19 protein-coding genes are annotated in these 19,166 nt (G+C 59.2%); 13 read left to right on the forward strand and 6 right to left on the reverse strand.

Annotated elements, in window-relative coordinates; all coding sequences use genetic code 11:
- Positions 1-78: 78 nt before the first annotated feature.
- From H7C19_RS15200 to H7C19_RS15245, 10 genes are all read left to right on the forward strand, one after another.
- Entirely contained in the window at positions 79-738 is a 660-nt protein-coding gene (locus H7C19_RS15200; protein WP_185143495.1) for a peroxiredoxin-like family protein, read from the forward strand.
- Positions 739-874: 136 nt separating this feature from the next.
- Positions 875-1,399, forward strand: coding sequence for a 5' nucleotidase, NT5C type (locus H7C19_RS15205; protein ID WP_185143496.1), 525 nt, complete (start codon positions 875-877; stop codon positions 1,397-1,399).
- Between the two features lie 409 nt (positions 1,400-1,808).
- Positions 1,809-2,588 carry a hypothetical protein gene (locus H7C19_RS15210; RefSeq protein WP_185143497.1) on the forward strand — a complete coding sequence of 260 codons (780 nt, stop codon included), beginning with the start codon at positions 1,809-1,811 and terminating at the stop codon, positions 2,586-2,588.
- A 77-nt stretch (positions 2,589-2,665) separates the two neighbouring features.
- The gene (locus H7C19_RS15215) at positions 2,666-3,361 is read left to right on the forward strand and encodes a hypothetical protein (protein ID WP_221469253.1); all 696 of its coding nucleotides are present in this window, start codon (positions 2,666-2,668) and stop codon (positions 3,359-3,361) included.
- A gap of 55 nt (positions 3,362-3,416) precedes the next feature.
- Positions 3,417-4,139 carry a hypothetical protein gene (locus H7C19_RS15220; RefSeq protein WP_185143499.1) on the forward strand — a complete coding sequence of 241 codons (723 nt, stop codon included), beginning with the start codon at positions 3,417-3,419 and terminating at the stop codon, positions 4,137-4,139.
- A 45-nt stretch (positions 4,140-4,184) separates the two neighbouring features.
- A complete protein-coding gene (locus H7C19_RS15225) occupies positions 4,185-5,501 on the forward strand; it encodes an SPFH domain-containing protein (protein ID WP_185143500.1) in 1,317 nt (438 codons plus the stop codon).
- Position 5,502: 1 nt separating this feature from the next.
- The gene (locus H7C19_RS15230) at positions 5,503-6,249 is read left to right on the forward strand and encodes a hypothetical protein (RefSeq protein ID WP_185143501.1); all 747 of its coding nucleotides are present in this window, start codon (positions 5,503-5,505) and stop codon (positions 6,247-6,249) included.
- A 779-nt stretch (positions 6,250-7,028) separates the two neighbouring features.
- Positions 7,029-8,573, forward strand: coding sequence for a DEAD/DEAH box helicase (locus H7C19_RS15235; protein WP_185143502.1), 1,545 nt, complete (start codon positions 7,029-7,031; stop codon positions 8,571-8,573).
- Positions 8,574-8,710: 137 nt separating this feature from the next.
- Positions 8,711-9,301, forward strand: a complete 591-nt coding sequence (locus H7C19_RS15240; RefSeq protein ID WP_185143503.1) for a TetR/AcrR family transcriptional regulator — start codon at positions 8,711-8,713, stop codon at positions 9,299-9,301.
- A gap of 168 nt (positions 9,302-9,469) precedes the next feature.
- Positions 9,470-10,213: an SDR family oxidoreductase gene (locus tag H7C19_RS15245; RefSeq protein ID WP_185143563.1), complete on the forward strand. Its 744-nt coding sequence runs from the start codon at positions 9,470-9,472 to the stop codon at positions 10,211-10,213.
- A gap of 82 nt (positions 10,214-10,295) precedes the next feature.
- On the opposite strand, the gene H7C19_RS15250 is transcribed toward H7C19_RS15245, so the two are convergent.
- Genes H7C19_RS15250 through H7C19_RS15265 form a run of 4 tightly spaced genes read right to left on the reverse strand, consistent with a single transcriptional unit; the run spans position 10,296 to position 14,088 of the window.
- Positions 10,296-11,306, reverse strand: coding sequence for a FecCD family ABC transporter permease (locus H7C19_RS15250; RefSeq protein ID WP_185143504.1), 1,011 nt, complete (start codon positions 11,304-11,306; stop codon positions 10,296-10,298).
- Complete coding sequence (locus H7C19_RS15255) at positions 11,303-12,313, reverse strand: FecCD family ABC transporter permease (RefSeq protein WP_185143505.1); 1,011 nt, start codon at positions 12,311-12,313, stop codon at positions 11,303-11,305. The genes H7C19_RS15250 and H7C19_RS15255 overlap by 4 nt, the downstream gene beginning before the upstream one ends.
- 7 nt (positions 12,314-12,320) lie before the next feature.
- Positions 12,321-13,289, reverse strand: a complete 969-nt coding sequence (locus tag H7C19_RS15260) for an iron-hydroxamate ABC transporter substrate-binding protein (protein WP_185143506.1) — start codon at positions 13,287-13,289, stop codon at positions 12,321-12,323.
- Positions 13,207-14,088, reverse strand: coding sequence for an ABC transporter ATP-binding protein (locus H7C19_RS15265; RefSeq protein ID WP_185143507.1), 882 nt, complete (start codon positions 14,086-14,088; stop codon positions 13,207-13,209). Before H7C19_RS15265 ends, H7C19_RS15260 begins: the two co-directional genes overlap by 83 nt.
- 528 nt (positions 14,089-14,616) lie before the next feature.
- Between H7C19_RS15265 and H7C19_RS15270 the strand changes: the two genes are divergently transcribed.
- Positions 14,617-15,663 carry an NAD(P)/FAD-dependent oxidoreductase gene (locus H7C19_RS15270; protein ID WP_185143508.1) on the forward strand — a complete coding sequence of 349 codons (1,047 nt, stop codon included), beginning with the start codon at positions 14,617-14,619 and terminating at the stop codon, positions 15,661-15,663.
- Between the two features lie 130 nt (positions 15,664-15,793).
- A complete protein-coding gene (locus tag H7C19_RS15275) occupies positions 15,794-16,813 on the forward strand; it encodes a GNAT family N-acetyltransferase (protein ID WP_185143509.1) in 1,020 nt (339 codons plus the stop codon).
- Between the two features lie 26 nt (positions 16,814-16,839).
- Here the strand turns inward: H7C19_RS15275 and H7C19_RS15280 are convergent, their stop codons facing one another.
- Positions 16,840-17,295, reverse strand: a complete 456-nt coding sequence (locus H7C19_RS15280; protein ID WP_185143510.1) for a MarR family winged helix-turn-helix transcriptional regulator — start codon at positions 17,293-17,295, stop codon at positions 16,840-16,842.
- 119 nt (positions 17,296-17,414) lie between these two features.
- Between H7C19_RS15280 and H7C19_RS15285 the strand changes: the two genes are divergently transcribed.
- Positions 17,415-18,002 (forward strand): NAD(P)H-dependent oxidoreductase, encoded by a 588-nt coding sequence (locus H7C19_RS15285; protein ID WP_185143511.1) that lies wholly within the window; start codon positions 17,415-17,417, stop codon positions 18,000-18,002.
- A gap of 127 nt (positions 18,003-18,129) precedes the next feature.
- On the opposite strand, the gene H7C19_RS15290 is transcribed toward H7C19_RS15285, so the two are convergent.
- Entirely contained in the window at positions 18,130-19,053 is a 924-nt protein-coding gene (locus tag H7C19_RS15290; protein ID WP_185143512.1) for a helix-turn-helix transcriptional regulator, read from the reverse strand.
- Between the last annotated feature and the right edge of the window lie 113 nt (positions 19,054-19,166).

Raw genomic sequence — 19,166 nt, forward strand, 5'->3', positions numbered from 1 at the left:
CCAGGCTCCGCCTGCCGGTAGAGCGCCTGCGCGAGGAAGTGCTACGCTTGGCGCATCTGAAGGAGAGGAGAGAGGCGCATGACGGAACTCCAAGGATCGACGCTGCAAGAAGAATTGAAAGCCGTGGAGAAGTATGGCAAGGAGGTTCTCCCCAAGATAGCCCAAGCAGCCATTGAGCAATCGATAGAAACGCTTCGGGAATCGGGGAGCGCGCAGGGGTTGGGCGTGGGAGATTCGGCTCCCGACTTTACCTTGGCGAATCAAGCGGGCAACGCCGTCACGCTGTCCGAGGAGTTGGCCAAGGGGCCCGTGATTCTCACCTTTTACCGGGGGGCGTGGTGTCCGTTCTGCAACCTGGAGCTGAGGGCGTATCAACGTATCCTGGGACGTATTCAGGTGTCGGGCGCCCAGCTCCTCGCAATCAGTCCGCAGACGCCGGATCGCTCGCTGACCGCGCAAGAGAAGAACGAGCTGGGCTACCACGTGCTAAGCGATATCGGGAATCGGACGGCGGAGCGGTACAAGCTGAAGTTCAAGCTCCCGGATGCGCTGCATGACATTTATCGTTCGCTCGGCTTCGCTCTCGACGCGTACAACGGAGACGATACTTGGGAGCTGCCCGTGCCGGCCACCTATGTCATTGGCCGCCAGGGAAGGACCGAACTGGCGAGCGTGGACCCGGATTATCGCACGCGGCTGGAGCCGAGCGAAGTCTTGAATGTCCTGCAATCCTTGTAGATCGGCAATCGGCAATCGGCAGTCATACGTGAAGACCGAATTCCTTGGGCGGTTTGCCCAAGGAATTTTTGACGTCCGCATGGACAGAGAGGGTGTATAATAGGACGAGATGTTGCTAACGAAAGGCGGTTGCCGCATGAAGAGAATTGCTATCGATATGGACGAGGTTGTCGCGGACTTTAATCTCAAGCACCTGCACGTGTTCAATCGCGATTACAATGACAATGTCACGTTGGACGACCTGATGGGGTGCCATCTCCGGGATCTGCGTCCCCACTTGATTCAGGAGATTCGAAGCTACCTGGACGATCCGACCTTCTTCCGCGACCTGGACGTTATGAAGGACAGCCAGGAAGTCATTCGGGCGCTCAGCGAACATTACGAGATCTTCATCACGACCGCGGCCATGGAGGTTCCAGCTTCCTTCACCGCCAAGTACGAATGGCTCAAGGAGCACTTCGGCTTCCTCGACGAGATGAACTTCGTGTTCTGCGGGGACAAGAGCATCATTCAAGCCGATTATCTCATCGACGATAACGCGCGGCACTTCAAGCGCTTCTCCGGCCAGGGCATCCTGTTCACGTCGCCGCACAACGTCAACGAGACCGGCTACGTCCGGGTGAACAGCTGGCTGGAAGTACGGGATTACTTTCTGAGATGATCGTCGGGCTCGACAAAGCTTGATGGACGTCAGGACTGGGACTTTGGACAGGCGTTCAAGTTTCCGTTCGGCTTCTTCGATCACCTTCATCGTGCGCCCCGCCGCGGCGCACAGCCGTCGAGAACTTCAGATACGTCGTTTTTTCCGCATTGGATACGTTCGCGCAACTACGAGAGGCTGCCCGCTCCGGGCGGCCTTTTGGGTATTTTCTCCCGAAAAAACGAGACTTTTGAACCGGAATAACGTTAATATACAATGTCCCCTATTGGAGGAAAAACTTTCTTGCCTGTAGAATGTTACTAGAGCTCGAAAATTGTCATTTGTGCGGGGCTGGCTGGTCTCCTCGCCATCGCCTGCCGATACATAGAATGCCGGACAACGCGAACATATCAAAAAAGGATGAAAGCCGATGCGGGAACAACTCGATGCCGCTATAGATAGGAAGGTCGGAAACTGGCTGGGGTGGCAGATGTTCTATGTGATCCTATACCCGATCGCCCTTCTGCAGATCCCGTTGTTTTGGATTCGCTTCGCGAGGCATGAATATTTGCGAGGCCAGAATTTCGGCATTCTGATGATCCACTTTTTAGCGCTTGCCTTTCTATCCCTCATCGGCATCATCGTGGCGGCGTTTACCGACGTCTGGGGCTTCACGGTCATCGATTTTGTCATTCTGGGCTTGCCTTGCTTGGTGCTCGGGCTCGTATTCGCAGGCTTCTACGGCTCCATCAACAACCGCAAGCTCGCGCTGCTCGAGCGGTATCATGCGCTGGCCATGGACGAGAACTATACGCACGTAGGCGAGATTGCCGCCCAGATGGGCCGATCGGTGACCGCTGCCGCGCTAGCGCTGAATTTCATGAATGAATACGGCGTTCTGCCCTACTACGTGGACGAAGCGACCGGGGAATTGATTCACGACGAGGAATACGAGGAGCTAGCCGAAGAAGACGAAGACGAAGAAGAGGAAGAGGAAGAGGACGAGGAATGGGACGAGGAGGAGACGGAGGGCGAGGCTGAGGTCGAGGTTGAGTATGAAGACGACGAAGAAGACGTGGATGTCGTAGACGACGGGCCCCTGACCATCGAATGCGCCGGCTGCGGCTCCAAGGCGCAGATCTACCGCGGCCAGGCGGCGACGTGCGAATACTGCGCCACCCCGCTCAGCTGGCCCGCCCGAGTCTCCTAAGCACTGGCAGGCTTGATCACATCATTTGATACAGAAGAAGGAGATGACCGATCTTGCGGGAGAATCTGAAAAAGGCGATGTCCAAACAAGTAGGAAGCTGGCTGAATTGGCAGCTTATCCTCGTTATCGCATATCCGTTGTCGCTCTTGCAGATTGTCTTGTTCTGGATTCGATTCGCGAGATTCGAGTATCTCCGGTCCATGAACGTTTTTATCGTGGCGCTTCACTTCTACGTGATTACTTTTTACTGTATCGTAGCGATGATCATCACGACGGCAACCGACGGCAAGGACGACAATCCGGCGAGAGACGGCTTCCTATTCCTAGGTATCTTTTTTGCGGTCATCGCCCTCATCTTCCATTGGATCTATAAAGCGGTGAACGACCGGAAGCTGGAACTGCTCGATACGTACTACCAGCTGGCGATGCATCCTTCCTATACGAACGTGAACCAGATCGCCGTCTATACGGGCCGATCGCCGGCCGCCGTCGTCCTGGCCCTGCAGTTCATGAATCAATACGGCCTATTGCCGGTGCTGGCGAATGAAGCGACCGGCGAGCTCTTCTACGACGAACGCTATCAGGAGGCGGCTCCTCCGGAAGAGGAATGGCAGGATACACAGCCGCATGCCGAAGCGCAGACCGTCTCCGACAACGGCCCCCTCACCGTCGAGTGCGCCGGCTGCGGCTCCAAGGCGCAGATCTACAGGGACAGGCCGGCCGTATGCGAGTACTGCGCCACGCCGCTGAGCTGGCCCGCCCAGGTCTCTTAGGTCCTAGCTTGGGACAAACGTACTTATTTCACGCCGAAGAAGGAGAGAACCGGGATTGAAGGAGCAGCTGAGAAAAGCCATAAACAACCGGGTGCGGACCTGGATGGGTTGGCAGCTCTTCCTCGTGATCTTGTATCCGTTGTCGATTTTGCAGATGATTTTGTTTTGGACGCGATTTTCGAGACACGAGCACTTGAAAGGAAAGAAAGTTTTTATCGTCGCGCTTCACTTTTACGGTCTCACCTTTTTCTGCGCATTCGGGTTCCTCAGTCGCGTCTTTTCCTCCGATCCGGACGATCAGGCGGCGGTGGGCAGCTACGTAATCATAGCCATCTTTGTCGTCGCCATCGGGCTGATCCTGCAAGGGATCTCTAAATTCGTGAACAATCGGAAGATCGAGCTGCTCGGGTGGTACTATCAGGTGGCGATGAACAACGCCTTTACCAACGTGAATCAGATCGCCGCCTATGCGAGCCGTCCGGTCGCCTCCGTCAAGCTGGCGCTGAAGTTCATGAACGAGTACGGGCTATTGCCGGTGCTGGTGAACGAGGCGACAGGCGAGCTCCTCTACGACATGCGATATCGCCAGGGGGAGTCGACGATGGAGGCTTGGGACGGCGCTGAGGCGGCCGCCGGAGCCGAGACCCCCGTCGACAGTGGCCCGATCGCCGTAGACAGCGGTCCGATCACCGTCGAATGCACCGGCTGCGGCTCCAAAGCCCAAATCTACCGCAACAAGGCGGCGACATGCGAGTACTGCAGCACGCCGCTGAATTGACTGCCCAAGCCTTGTTACCCATCTCATACCTAAGGAGCGGATCCCATGGCCGTTGTAGACGTATTGAAGTTCGAAGCCCCGGCGGACGTGTTCGCCTGGAAATACCCCAATTCAGAGTTGGGAACGTGGACGCAATTAATCGTTCATGAGACGCAAGAAGCCATCCTGTTCAAGGGCGGACGCGCCCTCGACCTGTTCGGACCGGGCAGGCATACGCTGGAAACGGCGAACATTCCGCTGCTGCAATCGCTGGTCAACCTGCCGTTCGGGGGCAAGTCTCCCTTCGCGGCCGAAGTATGGTTCGTCAACAAGGCGCATGTCCTGGACGTCAAGTGGGGGACGCAAGCGCCGCTGCAGCTTCAGGATCCCAAGTACCAGCTATTCGTCGCCGTGCGTTCGTTCGGACAGTTCGGGGTGCAGATCGAAGACTCGCGCAAGTTTCTGCTGAAGCTGATCGGAGCGGTCCCGCTCTTCGACAGGGAAGCCCTGATCACGTATTTCCGCGGCTTGCTGATGATGAACATCAACGAACTAATCTCTTCCTATCTGGTTCGCAAGAAGGTCAGCATCTTGGAGATCAACGCCTATGTGGGCGAGATTGCCGAGCATACCCGGGAGCGTCTCGCGCCGATCTTCGAGGAGTACGGCATCCGGCTGCTCAACTTCACCATCGGCTCCATCAATATTCCGGACAACGATCCGTCGACCGTCAAGCTCAAGGAAGCGCTGGCGAAGAAGGCGGAGATGGACATTATCGGCTATACCTATCAGCAGGAACGGACGTTCAACACGCTGGAGGGCGCAGCCAAGAACGAAGGCAGCGGCAGCGCGAACGTCATGGGCGCGGGCATCGGGCTCGGGATGGGCTTCGGCGTCGGGGGCGCCGTCGGCGGACAGATGGCGGGCTTGACGCAGCAGATGGATACGTCGGTCTACAACAAGAAGTGCGGCAAGTGCCAGAGTCTCAACCGGAGCGATGCCGGCTTCTGCATGACGTGCGGCGCGAAGATGAACGACCTGCAGCCGGCTGCCCCGCAAGAGGTCGAATGCAGCCGGTGCGGCAAGTCCTTCCCCGCCTCGGCGAAGTTCTGCCCGGACTGCGGCGACCCGAACACCCCTTGCCCCAAGTGCGGGGCGGACAACGCCGTGGACGCGGCCCAATGCCGCAAGTGCGGCACCTCCCTCGCCCCGCCGAAGGCTTGCGGCAAGTGCGGGGAGAAGCTCGAGGGGGACGTGAAGTTCTGCCCGAACTGCGGGACGAGCACGGCCGAGCTGCGGTGCGGCAACTGCCAGCACGAGGTGAAGCCCGGACAGAAGTTCTGCCTGGAGTGCGGTCATAACCTGACAAAGCAGGAGGAATAACATGAGCCAGCCTCGTTCGTACTTCCGGATCGATACGTTTATCTATGTGCTTGCCCTCATCGTCACGGTGGCCGCCGTCTTCCTGACCGGCTTGCCCGTCTATCGGCCCGGACACTTTATCTTCACGGTCGGTTCGCTGCTGCTGGCGGAGACGGCCGCCTACGGCTATTCGCGCTACATGAGCTCCATCAAGCGGAGCTTCGGCAAGACGGGACCCAGCTACTTGGGCTACGGAACGGTCATCGTCTTGTACTTCATTGCCGTTCTCGGCATTATCGTGCTGTTCTCGATTATGTTGGACGTGTCTACGGGTTCTTACGCTCTGATCCATCTGATCGCGCTTGCGATCGCCGGCATTCTCGGAGGCTTCATGGCTTTCTCCGTGAAAAACGCGGAGGAGCAGGAAGACGAGGCGGCGGCTTCGGTACAGTGGGTAAGCGGGATGCTGCAGTCCCTCCTGTCGGCCAAGCTGCATCTGAACGCCGTCAGCGACGCGAGCGCCGTTCCGCTGAAGCGGAGCGTGGAGGAGCTGGAGGAGAAGGTGCGCTACAGCGATCCCGTGACCCATCCCTCGATGCGGGACACGGACCAATTGCTCCTGCAGCGGGTGCAGCTCCTCGCCGACGATATCCAGCTGCTCGGCGGCGGCTTGAATGTCGCCGAGCAGTCGGAACCGCTCGCCCGGCGGGTCGGCGAGCTCTCGAACCAAGTCACCCTGCGCAATCAGCAGCTCATTCAGCTCAAGTAAGGGATCCGTTGCAGCGGCCGAAACCCGCAGCGATTAGAGCGGGTTTTCCGCCTTATTCGCGAAAAGTGCATGCCTCCGCCGCGATTAAAGCGGATTTTCCGCCTTAAACGCGAAAAGTGCGTGCCTCCGCCGCGATTAGAGCGGATTTTCCGCCTTAATCGCGAAAAGTGCATGCCTCCGCCGCGATTAAAGCGGATTTTCCGCCTTAAACGCGAAAAGTGCGTGCCCTCGCAGTGAGTAGAGCGGATTTTCCGCCTTAATCGCGGAAAGTGCATGCCCCCCGCAGAGGTGATTTGGCAGACTAGGGTGCCTTGTATCTTGGGTCAAAGTTCATGATAAAAGCAATTGTATTAAAAAAGCATTCAGCCGGCGGACCGGCTGGATGCTTTTTCGTACCAGGGGCGCGGCTGCGGGTCCTTCGGCGCAAGCGACGAGACAATACCTACGCCTTGGGCGCGGGGCTTCTTTAGGAACATTCTGGATGGTTCCGCAACATGCGTCTCCAGGGTCGATGAATCCCCGATCTCTCTGCGCCTCCAGGGTCGATGAACCCCCGATCACTCTGCGCCTTCAGGGTCGATGAATCCCCGCTCTCTCTGCGTCTCCAGGCTCGATGGATCCCCGATCCCCCTGCGCCTCGCCCTCTTTCGTGGACGGAGACCGAATTTGCATGACGGATTTCGGTTAATTCCGTGTTCGACTGCGGGAATTGGGGCAAAGTGTGGTAAAGTTAAGCTATTGCGTTTGAAGCCAACCATTTGCACCTATAAGGAGACCTTATGAATTTCAAGGACTTAAATATCGTACCGCCGATTCTCAAGGCGTTAAGCAAAGAAAATTACACGACACCTACGCCGATCCAGCAGCAGGCGATCCCCGCCGTCCTCGAGGGCCGCGATCTGTTCGGCTGCGCGCAGACGGGCACGGGCAAGACGGCCGCGTTCGCGCTGCCGATCCTGCAGCTCTTAAGCGCGCAGCAAGCCAGACCGAATACGCAGCGTCCGATCCGATCCCTGATCCTGACGCCGACGCGGGAGCTGGCCATCCAGATCGCCGACAACATGAAGGCCTACGGCCAGTTCACGAATCTGCGGAGCTCCGTCATCGTGGGCGGCGTATCGCAGAAAGCGCAGGAAGAGATGCTGGCCCGCGGCACGGATGTCCTGATCGCGACCCCGGGGAGACTCATCGACCTGATGAATCAAGGGTTCGCCGATCTGCGGCACGTGCAGATCCTCGTGCTGGACGAGGCTGACCGCATGCTGGACATGGGCTTCATCCACGACATGAAGCGGATTATCGCGAAGCTCCCGGTCAAGCGCCAGACGCTGTTCTTCTCGGCGACGATGCCGCCCGAGATCACCAGCATGGTGGATTCGCTCCTGGTGAATCCGGTCAAGATCGAGATCACGCCGGTATCGTCCACCGTGGACCGCATCGAGCAATCCATCTACTTCGTGGACAAAGAGAACAAGCTGAACCTGCTGAGCCTGCTGCTGCAGGATCCTTCCATCGCTTCGGCGCTGGTGTTCACCCGCACCAAGCACGGCGCCGACCGCGTCGCGCGCGGGCTGACCAAGGCGAAGGTCACCGCGCAGGCGATTCACGGCGACAAGTCCCAGAACGCCCGCCAGGCCGCCTTGAACAATTTCAAGAACGGTACCACGCGCGTGCTGGTCGCGACGGATATCGCGGCGAGGGGCATCGACATCGAGGAATTGTCGCACGTGATCAACTTCAACCTGCCGAACATTCCGGAGACTTACGTTCACCGGATCGGCCGGACGGGGCGGGCGGGGCACAGCGGGATCGCGATCTCGTTCTGCGAATTCGAAGAGCTCCCCTACCTGAAGGATATCGAGAAATTGATCAAGAAGACGATCCCGAGGATCGAGAATCACCCGTATCCGATGCTGAACACGAGCCCGGCGCCGAAGGCGGCAGGACCGTCGGGCGGCGGAAACGGCAGGCAGCAAGGGCAGCAGCAGCAGCAGCCGAAGGCGGCCAGAGGCGGCAATGCGTCAGGCGGCGCGAATGCGCGGCAGCCGGGACAGCAGCAGTCGAAGCCGGCCCAGGGCGGGCAGGCTGTCGGGGCAAATGCGAAGCAGCCCGGGCACCAGTCCAGGTCCGCGAAGGGCGGGAATGTCTCCGGCGGGAACGTGAGGCCGCAGGGGCAGCAGCCCAGGCCTGAGAAGGCAGGAGGCGCAGCGAACGCGAACGCCAAGCAGCGGCAACCGGGGCAGCCTCGGCCTGCGACGGCAGGCAGCGGAGCGGGCTCCAACGTGAGATGGCCCGATCCGTCCAGATCGTCGGGGCGGAGATAGGCACGGATTCGGTCATGCGAGATGGCCGAGCCATCGCAATCATAGGACAGAATCGAGCATGACTTTACTACCCGTGGAATGATGGGGAACATAGAGAGGGGGTACGGAGAAGAGCCGCCGACGGCTCTTCGGACCTCATGTCCCATGACCAAATTTTAACCAGAGATGCCATTCTGGATGCCGCCGAACAGGTTTTGCGGCGTTATGGACCGGAGAAGACGTCCGTCGTCGACATCGCGAAGGCGCTCAATGTCAGCCACGGTACGCTGTACCGTCACTTCGCCAGCAAGGCCGCGCTGCGCGAAGCCGTCACCGAGCGCTGGCTCGATGCGAGCATCTCCGCGCCGCTGGAAGCCATCGTCCACCGGACGGACGGCAGCGCCGCCGATCGGCTCCGTTCCTGGATGGAGGCGCTCATCCAGGCCAAGCGGACGTATCTGGCGCAGGATGCGGAGATGTTCGCCATGTATACGGCGGTCACGGTGGAGTCGGTCGCGGTCATTCACGCCCACGTGGATCACCTGGTCCGCCAGATGGCGCAGATCGTCGAAGGCGGTATGCGGTCGGGCGAGTTCAAGGCCGGACGGCCGGAAGATGTCGCGCGGGCGTTATTCTCCGCGACCGCGAGATTTCACCATCCCGCGCATGCCCAGGAGTGGCTGTCCGGGACGATGGACGCGGACTTCGAAGCGGTATGGCGTCTACTGCTCTCCGGCCTCGCCGCTTAGTCCTTCGTACCGCCTATTCAGCCCTTCGCCTCATGGAATCGTGAGCGCGGAGGGCTTTCGTATCGCTATCGAATGACAAAAAATAAAATATGTTATTTGACATTTGTATTTGAGGGAGACTATAATCAACGCATGGAGTCAATCGATCATGAAGGGCTGGGATGGCAGATGGAGAAGAAGCTGGCAGGCAAAGTCGCATTGGTAACGGGCGCGTCGCGCGGCATCGGGCGCAAGATCGCGGAGGATCTGGCGCTACATGGCGCGAAAGTCGTCGTCAACTACGCGAGCAGCCCGGCCAAGGCGGAGGAAGCGGTAGCCGCCATCCGCCGGCAAGGCGGGGAGGCGATCGGGATTCAAGCCGACGTTAGCCGCGTAGCGGAAGTGGAGCGCTTGTTCAAGGAGACGCTCGAGGCCTATGGCCGGATCGACATCCTGGTCAACAACGCGGGCATCATGATCACGAAGCCGATCGCGAGCGTGACGGAAGAGGACTTCGACCGCCATTTCGCGATTAACGTCAAGGGGACCTACTTCGCCATCCAACAGGCGGCGCAGCATATGAACGAGAATGGAAGGATCATCAACTTCTCCACGTCCGTGGCGGGACAGATGTTCCCGACCTACAGCGTCTATGCAGGCACGAAGGGCGCGGTCGAGCAATTCACCCGTCAATTGGCCAAGGAGCTGGGACCGAAGGGCATCACGATCAATGCCGTCGCGCCGGGTCCGGTCAACACCGAGCTCTTCAACGTCGGGAAGACCGAGGAGCAGATCAAGTCCATCGCCAGCATGAATGCGTTCGGCCGGCTCGGCGAGCCGGAGGACATCTCGCAGGTCGTCCTGTTTCTGGCCGGACCGGAGTCGCAATGGGTCACCGGTCAGACCCTTCGCGCGAACGGCGGATACGTCTAAGCTTGCCCATCCTCGCGCCGAAGAACAACGCAGAGAAACCGCCGATCGCCCGGCGGTTTCTTTTGCGTTCCATATGCCTAGCCTAACTGCGCTTCAACAGCAAGTACATAAAGTACGGCGCGCCGATCAAGGCGACCATGACGCCCGCGGGAATGCCGTCGGGATCGACGACCTGCCTGCCGATCGTATCGGCCAGCAGCAGGAACCAGCCCCCGATGAGCAGCGCGACGGGGACGGACAGCTGGTGCCGCGGTCCGACGATCGCCTTGGCGATATGCGGCGCCATGAGCCCGATGAAGGCGATTCCGCCGGTCACGGATACGGCGGCCGCGGCCAGCGCCACCGCAACCACGAGCAGGACGATCCGCTCGGAGCGGATCGCGACGCCGACGCCGACCGCGGTCGGCTCGCTGAGCCCCAGGAGGTTCAGCCGATTGGCCTTGTACAGGGTGAACGGGATGAGGATCGCGAGCCATGGGACGATCGCCCAGATGAAGGGCCAATCCGTCCCCCAGATATTGCCCGCCAGCCAGCGCGAGATAAAGTCGACCTTGGAACGTTCGGCGGACGAGATCAGGACGATCATCACCCCGGACAGCGCCATGGAGAAGCCTACGCCGGTCAGCACCAGCTTGACGGGCTGCAACCCGGAATGCCGGGAGGCCGAGAACGCGTAGATGAGACCCGCGGTGACGAACGCGCCTGCGAACGCGACCGCCGGGAGCAGATAGACGAAGGTGCCCGGATCGAGCGGCAGGAACAGAAAGAACACGGCAATCGCGACGCCCGCACCGGAGTTGATGCCGACGATGCCCGGGTCAGCGAGGTCGTTCCGGGTGATGCCCTGCAGGATGGAGCCGGATACCGCCAGCGCCATTCCGGACAGCAGGGTGATGACGATGCGCGGCAAACGTACCGAGTACAGCACGAACTCTTCCTTGAACGTGCCGTGACCGAGCAGCGTCGGGATCAGCCGGCCATAGGACAGCTTGGAGTACCCCATGCCCATGCCGGCGACCACCGTAACGAGGATCAGAGCGATGAGCAAGCCGACGGCGATGCGATATTTACGGATAACGGCCGGGTGTATCATGTGAAGGCTTTGCCCCCTTTATGCACGATGAACAGGAAGAAGGGCAAGCCCACCAGCGCGACGATCGCCGCCACCGGCGTCTCGTAAGGCGAATTGATCGTACGGCCTAGCGTATCTGCGAGCAGCATGAACGAACCGCCTGTGACGGCCGACATCGGCACGACGTAGCGGTAGTCCGTCCCGACGATCGCGCGCACGATGTGCGGAATCATGAGCCCGATGAAAGTCATGTTCCCGACCAGCGCGACGGAAGCTCCGGCGAGCAGGATCATGACGATGAACAGGACGGCCTTGACGCGCGCCGTATTCTGGCCCAGGCCGACGGCGACCTCTTCGCTCATGCTGAGGATGGTGAGCTGTCTGGACAGCGCGACAGAGACGATCAGCCCGACCGTGATGAACGGGACGATGACCTGCAGCTGCCCCCACGACGTGCCGATGATGCCGCCGGCCGTCCACATGGAGACGTCCTTGGAGATCTTGAACGCGAGGCCGACGCCTTCGGCGATCGCGTACAGGAAGGCGGAGACCGCCGCGCCGGCCAAGACGAGGCGCAGCGGAGAGAAGCCGCCCTTCTTCATCGCGACGATGCCGAAGACCAGACCCGTGCCGACCGCCGCCCCGATGAAGCAGGCGATCATGATGCCGAAGTAGCCCGCCGACGGCACGAACGCCATCGTGACGGCGAGCGCCGCGTTGGCGCCCGCCGTCAAGCCGAGCAGGCCCGGATCGGCCAGCGGATTGCGCGTCATGCCTTGCATGATGGCGCCGGAGACGGCGAGCGCCGCGCCCACGAAGATGGCCGCGATCTCCCGCGGCAACCGGATCTCCCGGATGAGGGAGATCTTTTCGCCGACGGCGTCTGTGGCGAGCGCCTGCCATACGTCCTTCAGGCTCGTATTCGCCGCTCCGAGCGCCATGGCGACGGCGAACATTGCCACGAAGAAGACGAGGCCGCCTATGAACTTGTACCCGAAAGGAATGGAACGTCTTTGATCGCTATTCATCGGTCGCCTATCCTAAAAAGTGTTTTTTGAAAAATGCCAGCTGATACTCGAGCGTCAACGGGTCGTTGAAGTAGAACGCTTTGGCGTCGGCTTCATAGACATGGTTGTTCTTGACGGCCGGAATGTTCTTGTACGTGTCGGTTTTTTGGAACGAGTTGTCGGCATCTCCGTTTTTGCTGAAGATCAGATAGTCGCCGGCATATTCGGGCAGGACTTCGAGCGAGAGGGCGTAGTAGCCGTCCTTCAGCGCCATATCCTTCACTTTTTGCGGCATTTTCAGCTTCATTTCCCGGTACAGAATCTCAGTGCCGCGGCCCCAGTTGTCGCCGAAGACGTAGAGCTGCTTGTCGAAGTTCTCGATGACCGAGACCGTGGCGTTCTCGCCGATCTTGGCTTTGATTTCTTCGCCGGCTTGCTGGGCGCGCTGCTTGAAGTCGTCGACCCAAGCTTGCGCTTCTTTTTCCTTGTTCAGCAGCTTGCCGATCTCCAGATGCTGGGTTAAGTAATCGACCTTGCCGTATGTGTAGGTAACCGTAGGCGCGATCTCCTTGAGCTTGTCGATGTTCTTGATATTCGACAGGCCGATGATCAGATCCGGATCGAGCTCGATGATCTTCTCGAGGTTCTCGTCGGACACTTCTTGCGCGTCCTTGAGCTTATCCTGGAACTCCGGGTTCATCTTCGACCAGGAGTCGACGCCGACCAACGGAACGCCGAGCGACATGACATTGCCTGTGTAGGAGGAGAGAACGACGACCCGCTTCGGGTCGGCCGGCACTTCGACCGGACCGCTCTCGGATTGATAAGTGATCGTTCCGGACTTCTGGGAAGCCTCGGGCGATGCGGGGGAGGATGCGGATGCGGAAGGCGAAGACGGAGCTCCGCCGGAAGACTTAGCCGGCTGATTGCTGCTGTTGCTGCTGCATGCGCTCAGTACGAGTAGCACCAAGATCAGCAGCGGAATGACCTTTTTCATGTTCGACGGATTCTCCCTTAATGAGGTTGTATGTGATGCACATCGGTTTGTCGGTGCGCGGGTCGCGGCCGATCTCCGCGTCGATGTTGAATACTTGCTTGAGCACGTCGCGGCGGATGACTTCTTCATTGGTGCCGGCTTTGACGATCTCGCCGTCTTTGAGCGCAATGATATAGTCCGCGAACCGGGCGGCTTGGTTCAGGTCGTGAAGCACCATGACGATCGTGCGGCCTTGTTCGGTATTCAGCTTCTTCAGCAGCTCCAAGACCTCGAGCTGATGCGCCATATCCAGGTACGTCGTCGGCTCGTCGAGGAAGATGATCTCGGTCTCCTGGGCGAGCGCCATCGCGATCCAGACCCGTTGGCGTTGACCGCCCGACAGCGCGTCGACGGACCGATGCTTGAACGCGATCGTACCGGTCGCCTCGAGCGCCCAGTCGATGACCTCGATATCTTTGGGGGTGAGGCGCCCCATGCCTTTCTGATACGGATAGCGGCCATACGAGACCAGTTCGCCGACCGTCAATCCGCTGGCGCTCTCCGGCGTCTGCGGCAGGATCGCCATCTTCTTGGCGAGCAGCTTGGTGTTCTCCTTCGCGATGCTCATGCCGTCTAGCATGATCGCCCCCGACTGGTGCGGGATGATGCGGGTGACCGCCTTGAGCAGCGTGGATTTGCCGCAGCCGTTCGAGCCGATGATGGCCGTGACTTGCCGGTCCGGGATGACGACGCTCAGATCCTTAACGATCGAACGATCTCCGTAGCCGATGTTCAAGTCTTCCGTATAGAGACGAACCACGATAGAACCTCCTTCTGGGAATAAGTATGCATGCAATGGCGGATTTTAAATGATAATGATTATCAATGTCGGTCACCCTCTAAAGATAAAGAGAATTTCATTCGCTGTCAATCGGTTTTTTCTTGATCCACGGAAAGGACCATCGGCCGTACAAGCGTTAGGAAAGCAATAACTTGTAAAAGTACAACTTATTTTGCCCATTATGGCGATTTGAAGGAAAGAACTTGTAATCGTACAACTTATTTGAACCAATATCACCGAATGAGCGAAAAGGGACCGAATAAGTGGTACTATTGCAACTTATCATGGTTTGAACGACGTTAGCGGCGAAAAAAATGGTACGTTTACAACTTATTGTGGTTTGGAGGACGTTAGCGGTTGAAAAAGGAGTACATCTTCTATAAAACATATCGCCGCTCCTTGTAAGACGGCGAAGCCGTTTTTACTTGAAAAGCGGAACGGAAAGGTGTATATTCAAGTCAATTGAGAATGATAATCAATGTTAATATGAGCATAGGGAGAGACGACATGGATCGGGAGCTGTTCGACGTGACGATAATCGGGGGAGGCCCTGCGGGGCTGTACTCGGCATTCTATAGCGGACTTCGCGAGATGAAGACGAAGCTGATCGAATATCAGCCGCAGTTGGGCGGGAAGGTCCATGTCTATCCGGAGAAAATGATCTGGGACATCGGAGGCGTCACGCCGATCCCCGGCGCCAAGCTAATCGAGCAGCTTGTCCAGCAGGGTCTCACGTTCAGCCCCGAGGTCGTGTTGAACGAGAAAGTCGAATCGATCACCCGCGATGCCGACGGGATCTTCGAGCTCCATGCGTCATCCGGCCGTACGCACTATTCGAAGACGGTCATCGTCGCGGTGGGCAGCGGCATCCTGAAGCCGCAGAAGCTGAAGATCGAAGGCGCGGAGCGTTACGAAGTGACGAATCTTCATTATACGGTGAAGTCGCTCAAGCAATTCAAGGACAAGACGGTCATCATCTCGGGCGGCGGCAACGCGGCCATCGATTGGGCGAACGAGCTCGAGCCCGTGGCGCGCCGGGTGTTCCTCGCCTGCCGCAGAGACGCACTGACCGGCCATGAAGCGCAAGTCTCCCAGCTGATGAACAGCTCGGCGGTCTGCCTCTTCCAGACCCAGATCACGAAGCTGCTGGCCAGCGCGGATCACACGGTCATCGAGCGCGTGGAGCTGACGGATCAGGGGAGCGACGAAGTCACGCACCTGCCTATAGATGAAGTGATCATCAACCATGGCTACGAGCAGGATACGAGCCTGCTCAACAACAGCGACCTGAAGATGGCGATGGCGGAGTACGGCCTCATCGCGGGCAATCCGAACAGCGAGTCTTCGGTGCCGGGACTGTACGCGGCTGGAGATATTCTCACGCACGAAGGCAAGCTGCACCTCATCGCAGGCGCCTTCCAGGACGCGGCCAACGCGGTGAACATGGCGAAGCGGTACATCCAGCCGGACGCCGACAAGGTCGCGATGGTCTCCTCGCACAACGAAGCGTTCAAGGCGCGCAACAAGGAGCTCCTGAAGCAAATGCTGGGCTAGCGGCCAGTCCTTGTTATAGCGGCCCGCCTGGGCCGCTTTATTTATAGCCATCCTTTCCATGGCCGCGACCTGCGCACTATGACACAATAGGGGAAAAGACAGTCGGCGACGATGGGAAGGGGATGCCGGAATGCGCATTCGATTGCGGCCTTTGCGGCTGCCGGACGACTATGCAGGAATGGCCGCGCTGCTGAACACGTACTGGTCCGAGCCAACGACGGCTCGACGGCTGGAAGAGGACGATGCCAAGCTGTATGAAGTCGGTCATACCTATCTGGACGAGAACGGACTGCTGGGCGGCTATGACCGGACGCGGCAGGTGGCGGTGACCGAAGCGGACGAGATCGTGGGATACGTCTGGTCGTGGCGGGCGCCGTGGACGGAACCGGGCTATCTGAACAATACGCTGGTCGTGGCGGAGGCGTACCGCGGCCAAGGCGTTGGGAGCGAGCTACTGCGCCATGTCTTGGGGTGGGGCGGCGGACTCGGAGCGACGACGCTGATCACGGAAGTATGGGACGATCAGCCGGCTTCGCTCCGATTCGCGCAGCGCAGAGGATTCGTCATCGAGCGGCACGGCTACCAATCGGTTCTGCAGATGGATCGAACCGATCTGAAGGCGCTGAACGCGGACGAGACGCTGCGGAGGCTGGAGCGCGAAGGATTGCGATTCACGACGCTCGCGGAGGAGCCGGGCGAGGAGAGCGAGCGGAAGCTCTACGCGCTGTACAAGGAGACGTTGGTGGATATTCCCGGCTATATCGGGGAGGTTCCCGAGATCGGCGAGTGGCGGAAATGGTACTTGCAGGCGGATGGATACGCGCCGGATCAAGTCCTCATCGCCGCGGACGGCGACCGGTATGCGGGCGTCACCAACGTGCTCCATCATGCCGCGACGAACGGGATGTACCACGAATACACGGGTGTGGGCAGAGCCTATCGCGGACGCGGCGTCGCCTTGGGATTGAAGCTCCTGGCCGTGCGGCTAGCCGCGCGGCGCGGGGCCGCCTATATCCGGACGGACAACGATTCGACGAACGAGCCGATCCTGAAGATCAACCGGCGGTTGGGCTACGAGCCTCTGCGAGGGTCGTACCGTATCGTCGCCAAGCTGAAGGAGGTCGCGCCTTCACCGTCGGGTACGCCATAACAAAAAGCTAGCGGGATCGCTTCCCGCTAGCTTTTTCCCATCTTAGGACGTTCCGTGTAGAAGACGCTGGCCTGCAGCACGTCCAGCGCATGTTCGATCTCCGCCAGCAATTCAGGGGTTGCGTCTTGGGTCCGTGCCATGAAGCGAGCCTCCATCTGCCCGAACACGCCATCCATCATGGCCTGCCCCTGCGGGGAGAGCCGGATCGCATGCTTACGCCGATCGCCCGCGACGGCGAGCTTCTCGCACAGCCGCTTGTCGCTGAGCTTCTTCAGCTCGCGGCTCGTGTTCGGCATGGACATAAACAGGCAGTCGCTGATGTCGCTCAACGTGACGGGCTGGCTGACCGCGATATACTCCAGCATGCTGTATTGCAGGGGCGTAATCTCGTCCAATCGGATATCCTTCGTGAACTCGTGCTTCACTTGATGCACGGAAGCCGTGAAGGCCACGAACTTCCGGAACAGACCATTCGTATCCACAAGATCACCTCTAACCTCCACGATAACAATTTCGTTATCATAATACAATTATCATTTGACAACAAAATTGATGACGTGCTATTATTTTGTTATCAAATGATAAGTAACGAGGTGGCGCCATGAACGTACTGGTCATTTTTACGCATCCGAATCATCACAGCCTAAGCTACGCTTTCCTTCAGCAGGTAGTAGAAGGAAGCAGCGAAAATCCCCGTATCTCGGAGATTCAGGTGCTGGATCTGTATGCGGAAGGGTTCAATCCGGTCTTGGTGTTCGACAAGCAGAAGCGCAGAAGGGATATGCACGCGGATCCGGCCCTCGCGAAGTATCGGGAGCAGATCCGTTGGGCCGACAAGATCGTCCTCGTGTATCCGATCTGGTGGGGCCGCCCGCCCGCCATGCTGCTGGGATACATCGACCAGATGTTCGCTTCGGGCTTCGCCTATCGGGACAAGGGCGGACTGCTGCCGGAGGGGCTGCTCAAGGGGAAGTCGGCGGTATGCGTATCGACGATGAAGGGGCCAGCGGGTTATCCGCTGCTCTGGCTGCACAATGCGCACAAAGTGCTGATGAAGCGGGCGCTCTTCGGCTTCGTGGGCATCCGGAAGGTGAAGTTCTTCGAATTCGGGAACATGGAGAGCCCGAAGGGCAACCAGGAAGCCAAGCTGGCGAAGATCCGCCGGTACTTCAGCGCCGTGGCCGGGTAACGCGCCCGTTCGGCCGGCAGGCGAGGCTCATCGAAGAGAAGGATTCGGCAGCGAAAAAAAGACCAACCGGCCAGTGCATGCCGGTTGGTCTTTGTCGTTGTCCTCCGTTGCGGGACACGGCGGACGATCAAGCGATGCCGTAATGGACCGCCATCTGACGCACGTGCCGCTTCAGCTCCTCGATGAGTTCGGGCGGATCGAGCACGGTCACCTGGCTGCCGTAGCTCAGAATCTTCTGAACCGCCCGTTCCAACGAGGAATATCCGGCGGCGACGGACAAGGTCCCGTCCGGGTGGTCCGTGATCCGGTCGAAGCCGAACTCGTCGCGGACTCTGGTCTTCGCTTCCGGGCTGAAGCACAGCTTCGCCTTCACCTTGGCGAAGTCGGCGCGGCTCATGAACTGCCGTTCGACGTCCTGAAGCGTGAAGTCGCGGCGCTCGAACGTCTCGGACAGCGTCTTCAGCCGCAGCATGCGGGTGAGTCTGAAGATGCGGATATCGGACCGGGCGAGGCAGTAGCCGTACAGATACCAGACATAGCCTTTGAGGAACAGGCCCATCGGCTCGACCGAGCGCTCCGACTCCGCTCCCTTGGTGTCCAGATATTCGAAGCGCACCAGGCGCAGCTGCTTGATCGCTTCATGCAGCGGGCCGATCTTCTCTTTGTCGTTCGGCGTCGGCTGGAAGTCCAGATCGAGGTTGGCCGCGTCCGCTACGCCTGCCTGCTGCGGCATCAGAGCGCCGATCTTCTCCAGCAGCTTGTCGATATTCAAGCTCTCGGTGGCCGATCGTGCGCCTCGCAAGGCGGAGTAGATGGCGGAGAAGTCGTCCAGCGACAGGACCTGCCTGTCGATGCGGAAGCTGGACATAATCTCGTATCCGCCGTCCGAGCCGGGGAAGGAGACGATCGGGATGCCGGCTTGGTTGATCGCATCCATATCCCGGTAGATTGTCCGCAGAGACACCTCGAAGCGTTCGGCCAGCTCGGTCGCGCTGACGCGGGGCTGATTCATGAGGGTCATCGTGATGGAGAGCAGACGATCCAGCTTCACGTTGCATCCTCCTTCGCTATCGTCGCCTTATTCGCGTGTATTCTTTTCTACATCCCTTGGCCGATGACCTTCTTTTGACCGGAGGGGATCTTGAAGAGCCTCTAGAACAAAAA

The sequence above is a fragment of the Cohnella nanjingensis genome (assembly GCF_014212125.1).
Lineage (GTDB): Bacteria > Bacillota > Bacilli > Paenibacillales > Paenibacillaceae > Cohnella > Cohnella nanjingensis.

Excerpts from the sequence above, each read along its gene's own strand:
- H7C19_RS15200 (WP_185143495.1), top strand. The coding sequence starts at position 79 with ATGACGGAACTCCAAGGATCGACGCTGCAAGAAGAATTGAAAGCCGTG.
- H7C19_RS15205 (WP_185143496.1), top strand. The coding sequence starts at position 875 with ATGAAGAGAATTGCTATCGATATGGACGAGGTTGTCGCGGACTTTAAT.
- H7C19_RS15210 (WP_185143497.1), top strand. The coding sequence starts at position 1,809 with ATGCGGGAACAACTCGATGCCGCTATAGATAGGAAGGTCGGAAACTGG.
- H7C19_RS15215 (WP_221469253.1), top strand. The coding sequence starts at position 2,666 with ATGTCCAAACAAGTAGGAAGCTGGCTGAATTGGCAGCTTATCCTCGTT.
- H7C19_RS15225 (WP_185143500.1), top strand. The coding sequence starts at position 4,185 with ATGGCCGTTGTAGACGTATTGAAGTTCGAAGCCCCGGCGGACGTGTTC.
- H7C19_RS15230 (WP_185143501.1), top strand. The coding sequence starts at position 5,503 with ATGAGCCAGCCTCGTTCGTACTTCCGGATCGATACGTTTATCTATGTG.
- H7C19_RS15235 (WP_185143502.1), top strand. The coding sequence starts at position 7,029 with ATGAATTTCAAGGACTTAAATATCGTACCGCCGATTCTCAAGGCGTTA.
- H7C19_RS15240 (WP_185143503.1), top strand. The coding sequence starts at position 8,711 with ATGTCCCATGACCAAATTTTAACCAGAGATGCCATTCTGGATGCCGCC.
- H7C19_RS15245 (WP_185143563.1), top strand. The coding sequence starts at position 9,470 with ATGGAGAAGAAGCTGGCAGGCAAAGTCGCATTGGTAACGGGCGCGTCG.
- H7C19_RS15250 (WP_185143504.1), bottom strand. The coding sequence starts at position 11,306 with ATGATACACCCGGCCGTTATCCGTAAATATCGCATCGCCGTCGGCTTG.
- H7C19_RS15255 (WP_185143505.1), bottom strand. The coding sequence starts at position 12,313 with ATGAATAGCGATCAAAGACGTTCCATTCCTTTCGGGTACAAGTTCATA.
- H7C19_RS15260 (WP_185143506.1), bottom strand. The coding sequence starts at position 13,289 with ATGAAAAAGGTCATTCCGCTGCTGATCTTGGTGCTACTCGTACTGAGC.
- H7C19_RS15270 (WP_185143508.1), top strand. The coding sequence starts at position 14,617 with ATGGATCGGGAGCTGTTCGACGTGACGATAATCGGGGGAGGCCCTGCG.
- H7C19_RS15275 (WP_185143509.1), top strand. The coding sequence starts at position 15,794 with ATGCGCATTCGATTGCGGCCTTTGCGGCTGCCGGACGACTATGCAGGA.
- H7C19_RS15285 (WP_185143511.1), top strand. The coding sequence starts at position 17,415 with ATGAACGTACTGGTCATTTTTACGCATCCGAATCATCACAGCCTAAGC.